This window comes from Nocardia sp. NPDC050712, from assembly GCF_040654295.1.
Lineage (GTDB): Bacteria > Actinomycetota > Actinomycetes > Mycobacteriales > Mycobacteriaceae > Nocardia.
In genome coordinates this window covers 601,260-618,423 of the sequence record NZ_JBFAHT010000001.1, presented here as the reverse complement: position 1 = coordinate 618,423, position 17,164 = coordinate 601,260, and the positions used below count along the sequence as shown (strand labels likewise).

Sequence of the window (17,164 nt, the reverse complement as noted above, 5' to 3'; positions counted from 1 at the left end):
GGATGGCTGGGTGTCACACACTCCGGTAGCCACCCCGATAACGCTGCGCCAGCTCCCCCGACTACGCATTCGTGATTTCGGGCAGCTCGGTGGACTGCTGCGCCCCGGCACGCATTCCTCGCCGCTGCTGGAATTCGGGAAACGGTTCGTCGTCGCGCCGCCGGGATTCCCGACCATGCTGGTCACCCACGACATGGACGATGTGCGCGCGCTGTTCGCCAATCAGGACGACTTCTCCCTGGGGCAGGTGCTGAGCCGACTGTCGAGCCACGACCGGATGTTCGGCAAGGAGACACTGATCTTCCTCGACGGCGCCGAGCACCGCCGGGAACGCAAGCTGTTCTCGCCGCCGTTCCAGCACAAGGCGCTCGCGTCCTACGAGGACCTCATGGTCGAGGTGGTCCAGCGTGAGCTGCCCACCTGGCCGGTCGGCGAACCGCTGGAGTTCTTGACGGTCGGCTATGACCTGGCCATCGGCGTGCTGCTCGGGGTGGTCTTCGGTGACGTCGCCCCGGCCCGCGCCGACCGGCTGAAGCACGCGGTGAGCGAATGGTTCGGGGCGATCGAGAGCCGCGGCTTCCTGGCCGTCACCCTGCTCACCCCGCTGTTCGGCGGGTACACGCCGCCCTACCCGCCGCTCGGTCGCCGCCAGGCGGACGTGGACGTCGTCATCCTCGAGGAGATCGCCGCCCGCCGGGCCGATCCCGGCTACGCGGCCGAACGCTCCGACGTGCTGTCGCGATACGTCGGCACCGACCTCGATCAGCACGACGACGCCGCGCTGGCCCGCAATCTGCGCGGCATCCTGCTGGGCGCCTACGAGACCACCGCGATCACCCTCGGCTGGATCGCCGCCATGCTGGCCGGGCACCCCGAGGCGATGGCCGAGGTGGACGCCGCGGTCGACTCCGGCGACCGCGCCCGACTCGACGCGTACCTGGACGCCGTGGTCGCCGAAACCATGCGGCTGCGCCCGGTCTCCCCCTTCACCGGCCGGCGCGCGCTGCGCGACACGGTGATCAACGGCGTGCAGATTCCCAAGGGCGCCCTCGTCATCGTCCCGGTCCTGCTGATTCACGAATCCCCGCAGCACTACCCGGACCCGATGGTGTTCCGCCCCGAACGCTTCATCGACGAACGCATCAACGGCCATCTCTGGCTGACCTTCGGCGCCGGACCGCATCGCTGCCTCGGCGCGCAATTCGCCCTCGCGGAGGCGCGGATCCTGTTCCGCACCATCCTCGAACAGCGCCGCATCGAGACGGTTTCCGGGCCCGTCGAACCGCCGCGCCGCTTCCACACCGGCCTGAGCCCCGCGGAGAACGGGCGGATCACCCTGCGCGTGCGCTGACGGCGGCCGGAACTCCGCGCCGACTCAGCCGACGCCGTCCCGCACCGGATAGTGGACGATGACGACACCGCCGGTGGCGTAGTTGGCGACGTCGGCGGTGCTGGCGCAGGAGTTGAACTTCACCCGCGCGGCCGCTCGGATCGGTATCGCACAGCCCGCGCTCAGTGCCCAGATGCGCCGATTGGAGACGGAACTCGGTACCGCCCTGCTGGTCCGTAATACCCGGAGCGTCGTATTGACCACGGCCGGTGCGGCTTTGGCGGAGGCCGCGCCGCCCGCGCTGGCGGCGCTGGACCGGGCATGGGAGACCGCCCGGAGCGCGGCGGCCGGCGAACTGGGCACGCTGCGCATCGGATACAGCCTCAGCACGGGGGCCGAGACGGTTCCGGCCCTGGTGGACAGGCTGATTCGCAGCAGCCCGGGACTCGAGGTCGGCGCGGTCCCGATGGCGACACCGGAGATCTCGCCCGCGGTCGCCGACGGCCGCATCGATGCCGGGATCACCCGCGGTGAACAGCCGGGCCCCGGCGTACGCCGGTTCCTCCCGCGCGAGCAGTCGCCGCTACACCGCCGCATCCGTGCCGTCGCCAAAACCCTGGCGCACGAGCTGCACTGGCTGCCGGACTGACGCGCAGCGGTCAGCCCGAGACCGCGCGCAGCGCACCCGGATGCCGGCCCGCGAACTTGTCCAACGCCACCGCGGTCGCCTCATCGGCCGGGAGATAGATCAGCAACTGCTGATCGTCGTCCGCGGGCAGATCCAGGGTTTCATACGTCAGGCGAAGCCGGCCCGCCGCCGGATGTTCCAGACGAACTGTCCCGGTCGCGGCGGGCAAGCTGGGCACGGTCGCGACACGGCGCGTGAACTCCTCCCCCGCGATGATCTCGAGCTGATCGGCCAGCGCCGCGGTGGACGGATCATTGCGGAACGGACCCTGCTTGAGCGCGGCGACCTGCTGGTCGGCGAGATGCTCCCAATCCGGATAGAACTGACGAGCACGGGACTCCCCGAAGACGAACAACGCCAGGTTCGCGGTGGCCGGGTCCTCGAGCAGACCGCTCGACGCCATCAGCCGGTGATAGCCCGCGGTGTAGCCCAGCACATCCCGGAGACGGTTCACCACCACCGCCGCGGTCGGTTCCAGATGATCGAGAATCGCCCGAACCGGCGGACGAACCGTGCGCGCCGGGCCCGCGGCGCCTATGCAGCTGAATCCCGCGTCAGCCGCTTTGGTCAGCCGGTACAGGTGAATGCGTTCACTCGGCGCGAGGTGGAGCGCGTCGGCGATCGCCGAAAGCACCGACGGTGACGGGCGACGGTCCCGGCCTTGCTCGAGCCGGATGATGTACTCGACGCTGACCCCGGCGAGGATGGCGAGTTCGGCGCGACGCAAACCCGGTGTCCGCCGGCGCGGCCCCGCGGGCAAACCCACATGAGCGGGCGTCACGGCCTCACGGCGGCTCCGCAGGAACAGGCCCAGTTCGTTCTCGCTCACTTGCCGCGCTCCTCCCCTTGCGGGTCACTCCCGAACACTTCGAACTTAACAAGATCCGGCGGTCCGAAGGTGACCCTGTCACTACCACTCTCACCGCGGTCTTCCTGGGCGGGCCGCGCGGCCGCAGATTCGAGGAGCGGCCGACTCCCGGCCGGCATCCGAAGGAGGCATCTCATGAAGCTCGCAGTGATCATCGGCAGCGTCCGCGACGGCCGCTTCGGCCCCACCGTCGCCGGCTGGTTCGTCGAGCAGGCCGCCGCGCACGGCGGATTCGAGGTCGACGTCATCGATCTGGCCGAGGCGCACCTGCCGCTGGAATTGCCCGCCACGTCCCCGATGTTCGAGCCGAACCCGCCCCGGCCCGCCGGCATGGTGGATCTGACCGAGCGGCTCGGCGCCGCCGACGCGTTCGTCATCGTCACCCCCGATATCAACCGCAGCTACCCGGCCTCGCTGAAAACCGCCATCGACTGGCATTTCACCCAGTGGAACGAGAAGGCCATCGGTTTCGTCGGCTACAGCGGGGTCAGCGGCGGCCTGCTCGCCATCGAGCACCTGCGCCAGGTCTTCAACGAGCTCAACGCCCATACCGTCCGCAACTACGTCTCGTTCCCGCGCTACTACCTGCTGTTCGACGAGGCGGGCAAGCTGATCGATCCGGAGGAGCCGAATGCCGCCGCCGCGGCCATGCTCGACCAGTTGCGCTGGTGGTCGGCCGCTTTGACCGCCGCCCGCAGTGTGGCGGTCGGGTGATCGCCGGATCCGGCCGCTAGCGCGAGATGGCAAGCACGAGCCTGGGGCGGGTTTCCGGAAGGGAGTCCCACGCGGCGGTGAGCCAGCGATCGAGCGCTTCGTCGTCGAGGGCCTCGCCGGCGACGTAGAGGCAGTCGCGGGCGGGTGGGCGATTGCCGACGGTCAATGGTCGGGCACCCGGGCGGTTCAGGGCGGCCGCCCAGTTTCGGGGGCGCACCCGGACCCACAGGTCACTGGCGAAGACACCGGCAAACATTCGGCCATGTGCGAGGAAGGCGAGGCCGCCGAACAGCGGTACCTCGGCAATCACCGCCCGGTCGTCGAGATACTCGCGGATGCGGTCGGTCAGCGCGTGGTCGAAAGGCACGGTTCCTGCTCCTGTTCGCGGCATTGCGTGGTGGCATCGCAAACTTTCCGCATCGAGGCCCGGATCCGGCGCAGGCACGCCGGAGCCGACCGTGGCCGGTGCCGTTCGCCACGCGCGTGCCGAGCACCGGCCGCTTCGGCGCGCCGGATAGGGTTCGGTCGTGGCTGCGCACTCCTCTGACCTCGAACTCGCTCTCCGGTTGGCCGACGAGGCCGACTCGATCACCAAGACGCGCTTCGGCGCGCTGGACCTGAAGGTCGATTCGAAGCCGGACCTGACGCCGGTGTCGGACGCCGACCTGGCGGTGGAGAAGGCGATCCGGGTGTTGCTCGAGCACGCGCGGCCCGACGACTCGGTGCTCGGCGAGGAGTTCGGCGGCGACGTCGAGTTCACCGGGCGGCAGTGGGTGGTCGACCCGATCGACGGCACCAAGAACTTCGTGCGCGGCGTCCCCGTCTGGGCGACCTTGATCGCCCTGCTGGACAACGGCATCCCGGTGCTCGGCGTGGTCAGCGCGCCCGCGCTGGCCCGGCGCTGGTGGGCCTCGGCCGGCAACGGCGCCTGGTCGGCGTTCGGCAGCGAGGCGGCGAAACAGATTTCGGTGTCCGCGGTCGCCGAACTCGGCTCGGCCAGCCTGGCCTTCTCCAGTCTTTCCGGCTGGCGGGATCGCGGCCTGCGCGAGGAGTTCATCCAGCTCACCGATGATGTCTGGCGGGTCCGCGGCTACGGCGACTTCCTGTCCTACTGCCTGCTCGCCGAGGGTGCGGTCGACATCGCCACCGAACCCGAAGTGTCGCTGTGGGATCTGGCCGCGCTCGACATCCTGGTCCGGGAGGCCGGCGGTACGTTCACCGCGCTCGACGGACGGCCCGGGCCGCACGGTGGCAACGCCGTCGCCAGCAACGGCCGGCTCCAGGACGAGGTCCTCCGCCGCCTGGGCGCGTAAGGCCGCCGCGCTCCGCGGCCCGAGCTAAGCGGGAAGCTGCTTCTCGAAGAGGACTACCGCCGCGGTTCCCTGGAACTGTGGCGGCAGGGGCGCCTCCCGGATTTCGGTGAAACCCTGTGCGTTGTAGTACTTCCGGAGCACCTGGTTGTCGGCGGCGGCGTCGAGACGCTGCCGGGTGATGCCCCGGGCACGGGTGTGCTCGGCGCAGAACTGGATGATCCGGGAACCGAGGTCGCGGCCGCGCTGTTCCGGGGCGACCATCAGGCCGTGGATGTATCCGGCTTCGGCATCGTCCGCACCCCAGAACTCGGGGTCGCGCCAGATCAGCCGCACGGTCGCGAGCAGCGCGCCGCCCTCACGCCACACGAACCACTCCGCGCGCGCTATCTCCTCGGCGACGACCTCGGCCGGATACTCCCCCGGCAGCCACTGCGCGATCCCGTTCTCGACCATCCACTGCGCCAGCCGATCCCGCAGCCCGGCGATATCCGTCGCGTCCGCGGGCCGAGCGGGCACCATCGGAGCCGTCTCGATCATCACCACTCCTCTCACCGAATCAAGACCGACAGTACTGCCGTGCCCGGACGCCGGTTCAGCGCTGGGGAGTGGCAGGGGTGAGGTCGAGGCCGGGCGGTGGGCGCAGGCGGTAGAGGGTGCCGTCCATGCTGGTGGCGAACAGGGTCCAGGTGTCGCCGTCGCGGGCGATGCGGACCGAGGTGGCGCCGTCCGGTGGGTTGCGCTCGGCGCCCGATTTGATCAGGCCGGTGACGATCGAGCAGGCCGCGCCGGTGGCGGTGTCGACCTGGTAGATCGCGCCCTGCATGTGGTCGGCGACGAAGAGTTTTCCGGTGCGGGTGGCCTCCATGTCGTCGAGCAGGCCCATCAGCTGCGGGACCCCGACGACCACCTTCTGCTCGCCGGGGCGGTCCAGGGGGATTTGGAAGATCCGCAGGGTCAAGTTGTCGGTATAGATCGATGCGCCGTCGGGCGCGAGTGCGATGCCGTTGGACAGGGGCACATTCGCCCAGGTCTTGGTGTACTCGGTGGTGCTCGGCCGGTAGCGCGAGATGCCGCTCGGCACGCCGTTGACCCCGATGTTGGTGAACAGCAGGTCGCCGTCCGGCAGCAGCAGCAGGCCGTTCGGACCGTTCAGACCGGTGAGCAGCGTTGTCACCGTCCGGGTTTCGCGATCGAAGCGTTGCAGCGTGCCGGGATCTTCCATGAAGCCGTCACCGGTCAGGAAATACACGTACTTCCCGTCCACCCGCACTCCCGCCGGGTTCTTCAACCCGGTGACCAGCTTCTCGACCTGCCCTCGCGCATCGACATGCGCCAGATACCCATCGAGAATCCCCGTCACATAGAAACCGCCCACCCCATCGGAATCCAGATTCTCCAGATTCCCGATCCCACTGACGACCTTCCCGACTTCCCATCCCGCCGAACACGTCCCGGGATCCGCCCCCGCCTGCGGCCCGCCGGCGATCACCCCGACCACCAGCGCGCACGCTATTCCGACAGCCCGAATACGCCGACTCCCCAGCCCTTTTATCATGCGAGCCAACCTAACAGCCCAATCCATCACCCGCGCGCCGCCCGCAGCCCGCGAAACGCGCTCGCGCGATCGAAATATGCTCCACCCCAATAATTTTCACTACGGGCATCGTGTCGGATGTTTCAGCCGAAATGCTTTGCCCGGGGCCAGAGTTCGCCCCAAGGGGCGCGAGAGTCGCGGCAGAGGAAGACCGGTTCGGATTGTTCGTCGTTGTCGATGCCGAGGCCGTTGTCGATGCGAGTGACGGGTTGGCAGTCGGTGAAGAAGTCGGAGAGCTGGGTGGGGTCGATGCCGATGGTGATGGTTTCTGGGGTGGAAGCCGGTGGGCCCCACCACCAGTAGGCGTTGTGGCCGGAGTACGGGGTAGGCAGGTTGTAGGGGGCACCGAAGCGTTCGATGGCGGCGGCCTCGCCGTAGTTGGCGGTGAGGATGGTGACGTCCGGGCCGAGGGCGGCGCGGACCTGGCCGATTTGGCGGACGAATTCGGGCCAGCCGATGGTTTCGCCCGCGTCGTAGTTGACGGCCAGGACCGGAGAGTCGTTCAACGAGGAAATCGGGAGCACCGGCAGGAACAGGACCACGGAAGCGAGTGCGTTCACCAGGACGAGGGAAATCGCTACTGCCCAGCGGATTCGATGGCGCGCGAGCCAGGCGGCGGCCGGGACCACGGCGGCGGCCAGCAGGATCGGGTACATCCCGCCCAGGTAGTACGCCTTGCCGCCGGTCGTCAGGAAGACCACGAACAGCAGCGCGTAGCCGACCGCGAACGCGCGATAGCGCGGCGCACGCCACAACCGCCACAGCCCGTACGCCCACAGCGGCACCAGCAGCGGGCCCATCAACCCGAATTGCAAGAGCGCGAATTCGATCGCGGAATCCGAGGTGCCCGACGATCCGCCCGCGATCGCCCGGCTCAACGCCCATTGCGGCCACCCGTTGTTCGCCTGCCACAGCAGATAAGGCAGCCAGATCAACCCCGCGATCAGGACCGCGGCAGGAAAGTATCTGGTGGCGAAGACTTTGCGCGGTCCAACTACGACCAGCGAAACCACAAGGGCGAGCACCGGAAAGACCAATAGCGCCTTGTTCTGCAACCCGACGCCGGTGACCACGCCGACCGCCAACCACCACCGCGTGTCGGCACCGTTCAGCAGCTTCAGCACCAGCAGACTGATCAGCGCCCAGGCCGCGAGGTCGAACACCGCCGTACTGAGCAGGTGCCCCACCCCCAGCACCAGCGCCGCGCTCGCCACCGCACCCGAAGCCAGCGCCCGCGCCGCGCGCCCGCCCTCGAGTTCCCGGGCCATCCAGCCGGCGCACAGGACCACGAGCACCGCGCCGAGTATCGCTGGAACTCGCAAAAGCACCAGGGAATCCGCATCGATCGACGACACCGACCGAGCCACCAGCGGCGTGAACGGCGGCTGATCCGGATAACCCCAATCCAGACGACGCCCGGCCGCCAGGAAATACAGCTCGTCCCGGTGATATCCATAGCGGTTCGCGAACGCGGCCAAAATGGCGGCGAAAGCGCCTGCCACCCAGTACATTCCGCCACTGTCCCACAGCGTGCCGCAGGCCGCCACCGGCTCCGGGCCGCCGACCATCCAGCAACCGAGCGCCTCCGAACAAAGGTTCTACCGCCGCACCCCCGTTTGCCACCCGCACGCTGGGGTACGAACCGCCTCGGAACCCACCCCGCAAACCGCGCCGACCAGCACCTCCGCACTATTCCCGAGCACAGTCGCACCCACCCCCCTGCCGTGACCGCAAACAACCGCGTATGCTGCGGCTCGACGCAGTTCTTACCGAGGAGTAAGATAGACTTACTCCGCAGTAAGATAGCTGGGACCAGACCTCACCCCACCCACCCGAGAAAACAGGTGATGATGAGTACTCGAGACAGCGCAACGACGCGACGTCAAGACACGTCCGCAGTCGGCCTCAGCCACCCCAAACGGGACTGGATGGGGGCGGCGATGCGGGTGATGACGACTCTTACCGGGTCGGAGCTCGCCGAGAAGTACAACCTGCGCAAGCCGATCGAGCGAGTCACCTACGAGGGCACGAAGACCGGTTTCCGCACCCTGGGCGCGGCCACCCGCGTGTTCAACAAGGTCGCGGGCGGCAACCAGCCGAAGCGGCTGCCGGAGAACGAGTCCAAGAGCAAGGACCTGTTCGACATCACGCCCTCCGACGAGCAGCAGATGATCGTCGAGACGGTGCGCGAGTTCGCCGCCGAGATCCTGCGCCCGGCCGCCTACGAAGCCGATGGCGCCGCCAAGGCCCCGCGCGATCTGCTGGAGCGCGCCGCCGAGCTGGGCATCACGCTGATCAACGTGCCCGAGGAGCTGGAAGGCGCGGCCTCCGAGCGCGGCGCGGTCACCAACTCCCTGGTCGCCGAGGCGCTCGCGCACGGTGACATGGGTCTGGCCCTGCCGATCCTGGCGCCCTCCGGCGTCGCGGTCGCGCTGGCACAGTGGGGCACCGACGCCCAGCAGCAGACCTACCTGCCCGCCTTCACCGGTGAGAGCGTCCCGCAGGCCTCGGTCGTGATCAGCGAGCCGCGCGCCCTGTTCGATCCGTTCGCACTGCAGACCAAGGCCACCCGCTCCCCCAGCGGCTACCGCCTCAACGGCGTGAAGTCGCTGGTGCCGGCCGCCGCCGACGCCGAGCTGTTCCTGGTCGCCGCCGAGCTGGACGGCCGCCCGGCGATCTTCATCGTCGAGTCCGACGCCGCCGGCCTGGTCGTCGAGGCCGACCCGAGCATGGGTCTGCGCGCGGCGGGCGTTGGTCGCCTGATCCTGAACAACGTCGCGGTCGGCACCGAAGCCATCCTGGGCGACGGTGACTCGAAGTCGCGCGCCGAGGACTACGCCGACGCGGTGCGCCTGGCCCGCCTGGGCTGGGCCTCGCTCGCCGCCGGCACCGGCCAGGCCGTGCTCGACTACGTGATCCCCTACGTGAACGAGCGTGAGGCGTTCGGCGAGCCCATCTCGCACCGCCAGGCGGTGGCCTTCATGGTCGCGAACATGGCGATCGAACTCGACGGCCTCCGTCTCGTGACTCTGCGGGGTGCGTCACGCGCGGAGCAGGGGCTGTCCTTCGGTCGCGAGGCCGCGCTGGCTCGCAAGCTCGCCACCGACAAGGGCATGCAGATCGGCCTGGACGGCGTGCAGCTGCTCGGTGGCCACGGCTTCACCAAGGAACACCCGGTCGAGCGCTGGTACCGCGATCTGCGGGCCGTCGGCGTCGCCGAAGGTGTCGTGCTCATCTAACCGGCCCGTTCCTTACTTCCAGGAGACTTCCTCATGATCAATCTCGAACTCCCCAAGAAGCTGCGGGCCAGCGCCAACCAGGCGCATCAGGTCGCGCAGGAGATCTTCCGCCCGATCTCGCGCAAGTACGACCTCGGCGAGCACGACTACCCGGTCGAGCTGGACACCATGGCCGCCATGGTCGAGGGCCTGGCCGACTCCGGCACCCAGAAGATCGGCGGCGCGGCCGGCGGTCGCTCCGACGACGACGAGCACGCCACCGAGCTGCTCGGGAACAGCAACGGCGGCAACATGTCCGCGCTGCTGAACGCGCTGGAGACCTCCTGGGGCGATGTCGGCCTGATGCTGTCGATCCCGTACCAGGGGCTGGGCAACGCCGCCATCGCCGCGGTCGCCACCGACGAGCAGCTGGAGCGGTTCGGCAAGGTGTGGGCCGCGATGGCCATCACCGAGCCGTCCTTCGGCTCGGACTCGGCCGCGGTCACCACCACCGCGGTGCGTGACGGCGACGAGTGGGTGCTCAACGGCGAGAAGATCTTCGTCACCGCCGGTCAGCGCTCCACCCACATCGTGGTGTGGGCCAGCGTGGACAAGAGCCTGGGCCGCGCGGCGATCAAGTCGTTCGTCGTGCCGCGCGACGCTCCGGGCCTGTCGGTGGCGCGGCTCGAGCACAAGCTCGGCATCAAGGCCTCCGACACCGCGGTGCTGCTGCTGCAGGACTGCCGGATCCCCGCCGACAACATCCTCGGCAGCCCGGAAGTCAACGTGGAGAAGGGTTTTGCCGGGGTCATGCAGACCTTCGACAACACCCGTCCGCTGGTGGCCGCGATGGCCGTCGGCGTCACCCGGGCCGCGCTCGAGGAGCTGCGCAAGATCCTCGCGGACGCGGGCATCGAGCCGTCCTACGACACTCCGGTCAACAACCAGAGTGCCGCGGCCGCGGAGTTCCTGCGCATGGAGGCCGACTACGAGTCGTCCTACCTGCTCAGCCTGCGCGCCGCGTGGATGGCCGACAACAAGAAGCCGAACTCGCTCGAGGCTTCGATGTCCAAGGCCAAGGCGGGCCGCACCGGCACCGACGTCACCCTCAAGGCCGTCGAGCTGGCCGGCACCATCGGCTACTCGCAGCACACCCTGCTGGAGAAGTGGGGCCGCGACTCGAAGATCCTCGACATCTTCGAGGGCACCCAGCAGATCCAGCAGCTGATCGTGGCCCGGCGCGTGCTCGGAAAGACCAGCGCCGAACTGAAGTGACCTGGTAGACAACGGAATCCGGTGTGAGTCAGCGTTTCGACTCGCACCGGATTTCGCGTCTGCGGGACTGGCTCAGCGGACCGAACGCCAGCAGAAGATGTCGGTGACCTGGTGCGTCTGCTTTCGCTCCAACTCGTGGGCAGGCAAGCCCGCGAACAGCACGGCCTGCCATTGCGCCGCGGTCAGTGGGCGGTTCCAGCCTGATCGAATGCCGGAGTCCGAATCCTCGAGCATCGCGAGCGCGACGTGCTCCACGCGTAGTTGCCGGTGACCCGCCGTATCGGCGATGTCGACCGCTCGTTGCAGCACCAACTCGAGGTCCGGGGTAATCCAGCCGTCGATCCGGGTGGGGGTCAGAGGCGGGACGGGATCCGGGGATGCGGATCCATTGGTGCTGGGGCGCGCAGTCGTCGTCACTCTGGCCTCCGGTGCATAGGTGTGCTGAAGGCTGAATGCCGGGGACTGGAGCAAGAGCCATGATGCCGAGACGACGAATTCGCCTCAGCGGCTTGGTGATCCCATCATCCCCCTATGCGCCGGAAAACCCTACAAACAAACCGCAAGGCCGCACGACAGGGCGATTACCCGGATGCGTCGGCTCATACGACGCACGTTGCAGCTATTCCAGGACCAGCAATTGCGGGTCGATCTCGGCGCCGGGCGGCAGGTCGGCAACTCGCCCGTGGATCTGGCCGGCGATACTGAGCGCGGTGACGAAATCGGTCACCTGGACATTGGCGACCTCGAGTTCGCCGCCCAGGATCGGGGGCTGGACGAAGTCGTAGACCTCGTTCTCGGCGGGTACCAGGCCGGTGGCCGCGGTATCGGCCGCGAGAGTGGCCAGCAGGTACTGCTCCATCCCGTCGGCGGTGTCCAGCTCTTTCTCCAGGTCGTCGGCGTTGTCCCAGGGCCGGGTGAGCTCGCCGTTGAGGGTGTCGAGCCACCACAGGCCTTCTTCGGAATCGAAGAAGACATCGCCGAATAACGACGCGCACAGCGCCGTTTTTCCCGTCAGGCCGATCCATTCCCAGGCGGCGAGGGCGGACTCGAATTGTTCGGTCGTGAACGACTTGATCAATTCCACGCCCACACCCTACAGATGCCCGCCGGATCAACCCCGGTAGGTGGCCGGGGGTCGGCCTGTCGCGGATTTGAAGTCCCGCGCGAAATGGGCTTGATCGGCGTATCCGAGTTCCGCGGCCACCGTCGCCAGATCCGCGTCGGCACTGTCCAGGCGCTGCGCGGCCTCGTGCAGCCGGTAGCGCTGAATAACCCATTTCGGGGAAACACCGATGTGTTCGCGAAATAGCTTCTGCAGGTTGCGTTTTCCTATTCCGAATCGGGCGGTGAGATCGTCGACGCGCAATATTTCCCGGTCGGCGAGCACTTCGTCGACGATCTCGTTGACCAGCGCGACCACCGGTGCGGGCGGGGAAAGACGGTGGCGGACAAATTCTTCCGCCAGCGCCGCGCGGTCGTCCACCGGGGCGGCGGCGATGCGGGCCGCGAACAGATCGGCGGCGGGCCCGAAGAGTTCGGCTCCCGGCCGGACCCGATCGGTGAGCGCGGCGACCGAGCGCCCGAACAGCGGATGGAACCCGGCGGGCCGGAAGGTCGTGCCGAAAATGTCGCCTTCCCCCGCCAGGGCATCGCTGAATCTGCCCCGGAGTACGCCGTGCACCCGGCACTGCCCGTTCTCGACCACCAGGATGACCGCGGGATGCGGCAGGACCTCGACCACATGGGGCGCCCGGCCGCGCAGGTCCCAGTGCACCGCCCAGTGGTGCGCGACGATATCGCCCAGGCCGGCGGCGGGCGGGATGAACGATTCCCGGTACAGCCCGTCCCCGGCCCGCGGATCGAGCAGCCCGCGCGGCGGGGTCTCCGTGGTCGGGTCCATCACCCCATTGTCGCGCCTGTTCGCGTTTCTTCAAGACCGCTGCCGAGGTGCGGAAATACCGTCGATGCCATGAGCGAAACAACCACTGCCACGGGCACCGTCGAATCGAAGACCTGGGAGCAGAGCGAATACGCCGACCTCGGCGCGCCCGGCCCGAAATTGACCACCGCCAAGGGCTTCGACCTCTACCGCGGCGATCTCGAGGGCGACGCCGACTGGCAGGGCCTGATGTTCACCGCCGACGACGGCAACGGCACCTTCGACAGCCTGCAACGCACCCGCGGCACCCTGGGCGGGCGCACCGGCACCTTCGTCCTGCGCATGACCGGCACCTTCACCGCCACCGGCGAGTCCCGCGCCGACTGGTCGGTGGTGCCCGGGTCCGGCACCGGCGAGCTGACCGGGCTCACCGGCACCGGAGGCTACGAGTCCAGCGCCGGAAACACCACGTACACCCTCACCTACAGCCGTCTCTGACCTGCGACGATAGGGACAGAAACAAACCATTGCCCGAACCTACGTAGTTTCGTAATCTCGTACAGGTGGGTCTGGAAGATCGCATTGCGGAGTTGGAACGGCGGCTGGCGAAACTCGAAGCCGCGCAGCGGGTCCCGGTACAGATCGCGACACCGGTGGACGAGGAATCCTGGGCGCTGCACCGGCTGAAGCAGGAGTACGCGGCCGCCGACGAACTGAACGGCGGCGTGCTGATCACCGGGTCGGTCCGGCTACCGCCCGGTGAGCAGTACGGCTGGCAGAGCGAATTCAGCACCGACGATCTACTCCTGGACGACGCCGACGAGGCCGCCGAATGCCTTGCCGCCCTCGGCAGTCCGGTGCGGCTGCGGCTGCTGCGCGCCATTCTCGCCGGTCGCCGCACGGCGGCCGAGCTCGCCGGACTGCCCGAGGTCGGCACCTCCGGCCAGATCTATCACCATCTGCGCCAGCTGGCTGCTGTCGGTTGGCTACAGACCGCCGGGCGCGGCCGATTCGAGGTGCCCGCCAACCGGGTTGTGCCACTTCTGGTGGCTTTGGCCAGCTCACGGCGCTGACTCCAGTACCTGACACCTCATGTTTGCTCATTCGTTGCGAGACAGGGGGTTACGGCACCGCACCCGCCCTATTACCTTGGAAAAAGCCGTGCAGGAGGTGGTGGGGTGGCCGACGACGCGCAAGTACCGAGCGCTGGCGGACCCGTGCAGTTCGATCCCATGGTCGAAGCTGCCGAGCAGGAACTATTCGACGTGGTCAGCGCGACCGGATTTCGCGGTCCCGCCTGGGATCTGCTGGCCGACCGGCTGGTCCGGTACGGCCTGGTGGTGCTGACCGCCTGGCTCCGGTCCGGCCATATCTTCGCCGAGGCGGAGGGCATGGGCCGCGATCTGCGCCCGTCCAGCCAGGAGCGCCGACTGGTCTCGGTGCGGCTGAGTGAGGATCTGGCCAACGACACCGTGTCGGCGGCGCTGGTCAGCTTCCGGCGAAAAGCCTTGGCGGGCACCGGATGGCGCCAGGACGGCGGGGCGAGCCTATCGGCCTATTTCATCCGGTCGTGCCTGTACGCCTTCGTCGACGCGTTCCGAAGATACCGGCGCACGGGTGAACTCGCCGAGGTCTGCGACGAGCCCGCCGGAGGCTTCCCCGACACCGGCGGCGGTACCGATCTGGCCGAATCCGTGGTGAATCGCCGGGTGCTGTTCGGCTACCTGGCCGAGCTGTCCGAGCGCGACCGGAATCTGGTCTGGGGCAAGGCTTCCGGATATACCGCGGCCGAGATCGCGGCCCTGTTCGGCTGGCGCTCCGCGAAGGCGGTGGAACGGCGCTGGGCCAGACTGCGGCTCAACTATGCCTGGATCAATCGCCTCGCCGGGAGGGAGCAGTGATGGCACACGACGACAGCGCGGCCGCGCGGGTCAGCGAGCTGATCGACCGGTCCTCGATCGGCCTGGCCTACGCGCGGCAATTGGCGATCGCGGCGGATCGGGTGCGCACGATCCGGGCCCGCGCCACCGGCCTGGAGGCGGTCTACGCGACCGGCAACGTGATCGCCTTTCCCGAGGAAAAGAGCTCGGCGACAGGCGATCTGCCGATCTTCAGCGCCCGCCTGAACCGGCTGTTCGAGCAGGTGCGCCCGCCCGGCCGCAAGCCGCACACCAACGCCGAGGTGGCCGCGGCGCTGACCGCGGCGGGTCATCCGATCTCCAAACCGTATCTGTCCCAATTGCGTTCGGGCCGACGGCGCAATCCCTCGGACGAGACGGTGGCCGCGCTGGCGCGCTTCTTCAAGGTGAAGCCGGACTACTTCTTCAACAGCGCCTACGCCTCGCAGATCGACAACGATCTGTCCCTGCTGTCGCTTCTCCAGGGCTACGGCCTGCGCCGACTGTCCAGCCGGGCCTTCGACCTGTCCGAGGAATCGCAGTATCTGCTGGCCACCCTCGCCGAGAAGCTGCGGCTGAGCGAAGGGTTGCCCGCGATTCCCCCGGACGGAACAGAGTGAAACCAATTGTCTTCAGATCAATGTGACGTGGACTACGCACTGCTACGGTGTGGATTGTTGATGCCGGGGCGCGAGCCTCGCGAGATTTCACCGTGGAGGTCGTACGGATGAAGGTGGCGCACGCGCTGGAAGTCGTGAAAGCGCTGGGGGTACTTCGCAAGAGGGGGGTCACCGATCCGCGCAAGCCGCTGGAGTCGCTGAAGACCGTCAAGGATTCCCAGGTCTACGGACCCCAGGCCACCGCCATCCGGCATTCGGCCCGGGTCGTGCCGGATCGGCCCGGCCTGGTCGACGAGCGCGGTGAGCTCACCTACCGCCAGCTCGACGACCAGTCCAACGCGATCGCACGGGGCCTGCAGGCCGCCGGGATCACCGCGGGCACGGTCATCGGCGTGCTCGCGCGCGACCATCGCGGCCTGATCCTGGCCATGGCCGCGGCCGGCAAGCTCGGGGTCCGGATCGCCCTGATGAACACCGGGTTCGCCAAGCCGCAGTTCGCCGAGGTGTGCGCCCGCGAGCAGGTCAAGGCGGTGCTGCACGACAGCGAGTTCCTCGGCCTGCTCGACGCGCTGCCCGCGGACCTGCCGCGCTACCTGACCTGGGTCGACGAGGGCACCGAACTGCCCAGCGGCGCACAGACTCTCGATGATCTGGTGGCCGCCAACTCAGCCGAGGCGCTGCCCGCGCCGAAGGCGCCGGGCGGCTTCATCATCCTCACCAGCGGCACCACCGGCCTGCCCAAGGGCGCGCCGCGTACCAAGATCACCCCGGTCGCGCCCGCCCAGCTGGCCGACCGGATTCCGTTCCCCAACAGGGGAACCCAGGTCATCGTCTCGCCGATCTTCCACAGCACCGGCCTGGCCACCTGGATGCTGGCCGGATCCATCGGCAACAAGGTGGTGGTGCGCCGCCGCTTCGACGCCGAGGCCACCTTGCGCATGCTGGCCGAGCACAAGGCCGAGATGCTGGTCGCGGTGCCGACCATGCTGCACCGCATGGTCGAACTGCCCGAGGAGGTGCGCGCCAAGTACGACCTGTCCGCGCTGAACTCCATCGTGCTGGCCGGTTCGGCTCTCTCGCCGGAACTGTGCGTCAAGGCCACCCAGGTCTTCGGCCCGGTGCTCTACAACCTCTACGGCTCCACCGAGTGCGCGGTCGCGACCGTGGCCAACCCGGAGGAACTGGCGCTGGCGCCCGGCACCGTCGGGCGCGCGCCGGTCACCTGCGAGGTGCGGCTCTTCGACGACAACGACCAGCGGGTCACCGCGGCGAATACGACCGCGCGCATCTTCATCCGCTCCGGGGCGCCGTTCGAGGGTTACACCGACGGCCGCAACAAGCAGATCATCGACGGCTACATGTCCAGCGGCGATGTCGGCCATTTCAACGAGCACGGCCTGCTCATGGTCGACGGCCGCGACGACGACATGATCGTCTCCGGCGGCGAGAACGTCTTCCCGCAGGAGGTGGAGAACCTGCTGCTGGAACGCCCGGACGTGTTCGACGCCGCGGTCATCGGCGTGGACGACGTGGAGTTCGGCAAGCGGCTGCGCGCCTTCGTGGTGCCGGAGCCGGGGCACACCCCCGACGCCGAGGAACTCAAGACCCACGTGCGCGACAACCTGGCCCGCTACAAGGTGCCGCGCGATGTGATCTTCCTCGACGATCTGCCGCGCAATCCGACCGGCAAGCTGCTGCGCCGCGTGCTGGTGGAGTACGACGTCAAGGGCTGAGCCTTTGGGAAAGGCCCCGCACCTGGTGCGGGGC

The 17,164-nt window shown here is 68.4% G+C and carries 19 protein-coding genes; 11 read left to right on the top strand and 8 right to left on the bottom strand.

Translation table 11 applies throughout. The annotated features are described in order from the left end of the window. Positions 1-10: 10 nt before the first annotated feature. Both AB0H76_RS02890 and AB0H76_RS02885 read left to right on the top strand, forming a co-directional pair. Positions 11-1,351, top strand: coding sequence for a cytochrome P450 (locus AB0H76_RS02890; protein ID WP_357316478.1), 1,341 nt, complete (start codon positions 11-13; stop codon positions 1,349-1,351). Positions 1,352-1,433: 82 nt separating this feature from the next. After that, positions 1,434-1,979 carry a LysR family transcriptional regulator gene (locus tag AB0H76_RS02885; protein WP_357316476.1) on the top strand — a complete coding sequence of 182 codons (546 nt, stop codon included), beginning with the start codon at positions 1,434-1,436 and terminating at the stop codon, positions 1,977-1,979. 10 nt (positions 1,980-1,989) lie between these two features. Here AB0H76_RS02885 and AB0H76_RS02880 read toward each other — a convergent pair whose 3' ends face one another. After that, positions 1,990-2,847 carry a helix-turn-helix transcriptional regulator gene (locus AB0H76_RS02880; RefSeq protein WP_357316473.1) on the bottom strand — a complete coding sequence of 286 codons (858 nt, stop codon included), beginning with the start codon at positions 2,845-2,847 and terminating at the stop codon, positions 1,990-1,992. Positions 2,848-3,021: 174 nt separating this feature from the next. Between AB0H76_RS02880 and AB0H76_RS02875 the strand changes: the two genes are divergently transcribed. Further along, positions 3,022-3,600 carry an NAD(P)H-dependent oxidoreductase gene (locus tag AB0H76_RS02875; RefSeq protein ID WP_357316471.1) on the top strand — a complete coding sequence of 193 codons (579 nt, stop codon included), beginning with the start codon at positions 3,022-3,024 and terminating at the stop codon, positions 3,598-3,600. 16 nt (positions 3,601-3,616) lie between these two features. Here AB0H76_RS02875 and AB0H76_RS02870 read toward each other — a convergent pair whose 3' ends face one another. Next, positions 3,617-3,967 (bottom strand): TfoX/Sxy family protein, encoded by a 351-nt coding sequence (locus AB0H76_RS02870; protein ID WP_357316469.1) that lies wholly within the window; start codon positions 3,965-3,967, stop codon positions 3,617-3,619. 160 nt (positions 3,968-4,127) lie between these two features. Here AB0H76_RS02870 and hisN point away from each other — a divergent pair, with 160 nt between their 5' ends. Then, on the top strand, positions 4,128-4,913 hold the full coding sequence (hisN, locus tag AB0H76_RS02865; RefSeq protein WP_357316467.1) for a histidinol-phosphatase: 786 nt from the start codon (positions 4,128-4,130) through the stop codon (positions 4,911-4,913). Between the two features lie 24 nt (positions 4,914-4,937). Here the strand turns inward: hisN and AB0H76_RS02860 are convergent, their stop codons facing one another. From AB0H76_RS02860 to AB0H76_RS02850, 3 genes are all read right to left on the bottom strand, one after another. After that, positions 4,938-5,450, bottom strand: coding sequence for a GNAT family N-acetyltransferase (locus tag AB0H76_RS02860; RefSeq protein WP_357316465.1), 513 nt, complete (start codon positions 5,448-5,450; stop codon positions 4,938-4,940). A 55-nt stretch (positions 5,451-5,505) separates the two neighbouring features. Next, a complete protein-coding gene (locus AB0H76_RS02855) occupies positions 5,506-6,411 on the bottom strand; it encodes an SMP-30/gluconolactonase/LRE family protein (protein WP_357316462.1) in 906 nt (301 codons plus the stop codon). A gap of 179 nt (positions 6,412-6,590) precedes the next feature. Next, complete coding sequence (locus AB0H76_RS02850) at positions 6,591-8,075, bottom strand: glycosyltransferase family 39 protein (RefSeq protein WP_357316459.1); 1,485 nt, start codon at positions 8,073-8,075, stop codon at positions 6,591-6,593. Between the two features lie 279 nt (positions 8,076-8,354). Between AB0H76_RS02850 and AB0H76_RS02845 the strand changes: the two genes are divergently transcribed. Then, a complete protein-coding gene (locus AB0H76_RS02845) occupies positions 8,355-9,746 on the top strand; it encodes an acyl-CoA dehydrogenase family protein (protein WP_357316456.1) in 1,392 nt (463 codons plus the stop codon). Positions 9,747-9,779: 33 nt separating this feature from the next. Continuing rightward, complete coding sequence (locus AB0H76_RS02840; protein WP_357316453.1) at positions 9,780-11,000, top strand: acyl-CoA dehydrogenase family protein; 1,221 nt, start codon at positions 9,780-9,782, stop codon at positions 10,998-11,000. Between the two features lie 72 nt (positions 11,001-11,072). Here AB0H76_RS02840 and AB0H76_RS02835 read toward each other — a convergent pair whose 3' ends face one another. From AB0H76_RS02835 to AB0H76_RS02825, 3 genes are all read right to left on the bottom strand, one after another. Further along, the gene (locus AB0H76_RS02835) at positions 11,073-11,417 is read right to left on the bottom strand and encodes a Clp protease N-terminal domain-containing protein (protein WP_357316450.1); all 345 of its coding nucleotides are present in this window, start codon (positions 11,415-11,417) and stop codon (positions 11,073-11,075) included. Positions 11,418-11,619: 202 nt separating this feature from the next. Continuing rightward, positions 11,620-12,084: a T6SS immunity protein Tdi1 domain-containing protein gene (locus tag AB0H76_RS02830; RefSeq protein ID WP_357316447.1), complete on the bottom strand. Its 465-nt coding sequence runs from the start codon at positions 12,082-12,084 to the stop codon at positions 11,620-11,622. Between the two features lie 27 nt (positions 12,085-12,111). After that, entirely contained in the window at positions 12,112-12,900 is a 789-nt protein-coding gene (locus tag AB0H76_RS02825) for a helix-turn-helix domain-containing protein (RefSeq protein ID WP_357316445.1), read from the bottom strand. Between the two features lie 69 nt (positions 12,901-12,969). Between AB0H76_RS02825 and AB0H76_RS02820 the strand changes: the two genes are divergently transcribed. From AB0H76_RS02820 to AB0H76_RS02800, 5 genes are all read left to right on the top strand, one after another. After that, a complete protein-coding gene (locus AB0H76_RS02820) occupies positions 12,970-13,377 on the top strand; it encodes a DUF3224 domain-containing protein (protein ID WP_357316442.1) in 408 nt (135 codons plus the stop codon). A 65-nt stretch (positions 13,378-13,442) separates the two neighbouring features. Next, positions 13,443-13,952, top strand: a complete 510-nt coding sequence (locus tag AB0H76_RS02815; RefSeq protein ID WP_357316439.1) for a winged helix-turn-helix domain-containing protein — start codon at positions 13,443-13,445, stop codon at positions 13,950-13,952. A 159-nt stretch (positions 13,953-14,111) separates the two neighbouring features. After that, positions 14,112-14,780, top strand: a complete 669-nt coding sequence (locus AB0H76_RS02810) for a hypothetical protein (RefSeq protein ID WP_357316437.1) — start codon at positions 14,112-14,114, stop codon at positions 14,778-14,780. 200 nt (positions 14,781-14,980) lie between these two features. Next, positions 14,981-15,397 carry a helix-turn-helix transcriptional regulator gene (locus tag AB0H76_RS02805; protein WP_357320344.1) on the top strand — a complete coding sequence of 139 codons (417 nt, stop codon included), beginning with the start codon at positions 14,981-14,983 and terminating at the stop codon, positions 15,395-15,397. 107 nt (positions 15,398-15,504) lie between these two features. Continuing rightward, positions 15,505-17,130 carry an acyl-CoA synthetase gene (locus tag AB0H76_RS02800; RefSeq protein ID WP_357316434.1) on the top strand — a complete coding sequence of 542 codons (1,626 nt, stop codon included), beginning with the start codon at positions 15,505-15,507 and terminating at the stop codon, positions 17,128-17,130. Positions 17,131-17,164 lie beyond the last annotated feature (34 nt).